We start from the raw sequence: 2,605 nt of genomic DNA on the forward strand, positions 1-2,605 counted from the left end.
GACGCTCTTCAAAATACCGTCTGTGGAGCAATTGACGATATCTCTCATCGCCAGGCCGCAGCGTGCTTCACCGCCGCCGGATATGAACCAGACTGATCGGATTATGCTCTAGATCACCTTTCTGTCAGTCGCTGACACCAGATCTAATCCGGAACAGTCAGACATCAGGGACTATCGCAGGGTGAGCAGACGTCGTTTCCGCCGGTCAAAAACTGTCCAGTTTAGCGTCGCCTGTTCAGCATTTTTATTTATTTCAATTTCTGATCGCGCTTATGCTGACAACAGCAGTGCCGAAATCGCACAGCTTCGCAGCATGGTGCTCCAGCTTCAGGATCAGGTGAAGGAACTTCGGCAACAGCGACTGCCTGCTCCTCGCAGCGTCCCCACGCGACATGAAACCCTGACCCGTGGCAGCGCCAGCGCCACCCGTACTGGTCACCCGGCCCGGTTTATTTCGGAAACGCCCGTTCTCGGTGAACATGGCGCAGTGCAGTTCGCCGGCCCCATGCGCATTGATGGTCAGCCCGTCGCACCGTATTCAACCGATACAACCGTCACGCCCGTTACAGTCGCCGGAGATCCTCTCACTGTCGCCGGTGAACCCGTCGCCGTTCCCGACATTAATCTGTCGTCGTCCAGCCCCGCCTTTCTGACCCAGACAGGCGTCGATACCGCTCCCGCCGTGTTCAGAATCGGGTCGGTTTCCGTCAAACTAGGCGGATTCATTGATATGTCGAATATCTTTCGCGACAAAAATCTTACCGCCGGGCCTGCAACGCCGTGGGGGTCCTTCCCCTATTCCGGCAACCCTAATGCCCATGTTTCGGAATACCGCCCCACCGCCCAGCTCAGCCGATTCAGTATGCTCGTCGAGGGAAAACCTTCCCATGACGTGACTGTCGAAGCCTATGTCGAAGGCGATTTCGGCGGCTCAGGCAGCAACTCCAACGGCGTCCAGACCAACAGCTACGTTCCCCGCATGCGGCAGGCTTACCTCGCCGCCGATGACAACAGCCTCGGACTCCATTTCCTCGCTGGCCAGGCCTGGAGCCTCACCACCGGCTATTCGAAAACCCTGCTCAGACGCCACGAGCAGCTTCCTCCCGTCGTGGACAGCAACCTCATTCCCGGTGTCACCTTCACCCGCGTTCCACAGATCCGTTTCATCAAGGATTTCGACCGTAAATGGTGGCTCGGTCTTTCTGTGGAGGCGCCTCAGGCCACGGTCGGATTCGATGATTCGAGCTTCAGTTCAGGAGACATGCTCCCCGCCGCCGCCGGACATACCAGTGGCCCCTACGTCGTGTACAACAGCACCGGCTCTGGCATGCTCGACCCGGAAGCCCATTACAGTCTTGATGTTGCCCCAGATATTGTCCTCAAAGGCGCCGTCGATACCTCTGCCGGTCACTATGAAGTTTACGGTCTGGCCCGCTGGTTCCGAACCGTCACAATCACAGGCAGCGGATATGGTGGACAGGCCCGCTCCCACGTCGCTTTCGGTGGCGGCGTCGGCGGCTCCATGGCCGTGCCTCTCTTTTCTGACAAAATCCAGCTCGTTGGAGACGTCCTCGCCGGTCAGGGTATCGGTCGTTACGGCCCGAGCCAACTCCCTGATATGACCTTCACCAGCGGGGGAGCACCATCTCCGCTGAAGCAGATCAACGGCTCTCTCGGCCTGATCGGTCATCCTGCAAACAGTCTGCTGCTTTATACCTATGGCGGTATCGAAAGTGCCCATCGTTCCACCTATTCCGGTGCCGACGGCAACTATTACGGCTACGGCTCCCCGAACACGAACCTCTCCGGCTGTGCCATCATGCTCGGAACCTGCAATGCAGAAACTCAGACCCTTGCATCCTATACCCTTGGCGGCTGGTGGCATCTCCTCGACGGTCGCTACGGCAGCATCATGGCGGGTCTGCAATACACTTATGTACGAAAGTTTGCTTTCCGCGGCATTGATGACGCAGGCCTCACCACCCGACCGACCGCCAATGGCAATACTGTCTTCGTGACATTCCGGTATTATCCCTTCCAGAACTGAATCCTGCCATCATCCTCCGGGAATTGACGGGCGAATTTTGTGTAAATCGCAGGGGTTCTTTTTCCCACTGCTGGCAAATGAATTCGTATGTGTGAGACCCTGCAGAGTCTTGAGCCTGAACGGGCAGATTGACGCTGAACTCATCGCTTGGCTCATATCGTTCGCCAAGAGGCCGGGCGCAGGCTGCAGAACGAACTGCGATGCATCTCAAGCAGGGTTACGCTCTATTCCCGGGATCGATGGGTCGCTATGCTTCTTGTTCTGAAGGCTGTCGCCAGACGCCTGAAGGAGCGAAGCAAGCTAGCGACATCTTGTCACTATCGCTAACGCTGGTCTCAAAACCGAGCAAAGTTGCACCAGCAACATAAACACAGTCGCTATTTAGCATTTTATCATTTTTTAAAAACAGAAACACCTGCACTCTACCTAGAGTGCAGAGTCCTTACTGCGTTGGTAATCATGTGACATTTTATTCTGAGGTAGACTGGAAGACCTGGCGGCGACCGACTTTCCCGTGGCTTAAGCCACAGTATCATAGGCGCTGGGGGTTTTCACGGC

At 56.4% G+C, this 2,605-nt stretch carries 1 protein-coding gene; it reads left to right on the top strand.

Features of this window, described 5'->3' with window-relative positions; all coding sequences use genetic code 11:
* Positions 1-181 precede the first annotated feature (181 nt).
* Positions 182-2,047: a hypothetical protein gene (locus GOB85_RS18575; RefSeq protein ID WP_194298841.1), complete on the top strand. Its 1,866-nt coding sequence runs from the start codon at positions 182-184 to the stop codon at positions 2,045-2,047.
* Positions 2,048-2,605 lie beyond the last annotated feature (558 nt).

This window comes from Acetobacter fallax, assembly GCF_011516735.1.
GTDB lineage: Bacteria > Pseudomonadota > Alphaproteobacteria > Acetobacterales > Acetobacteraceae > Acetobacter > Acetobacter fallax.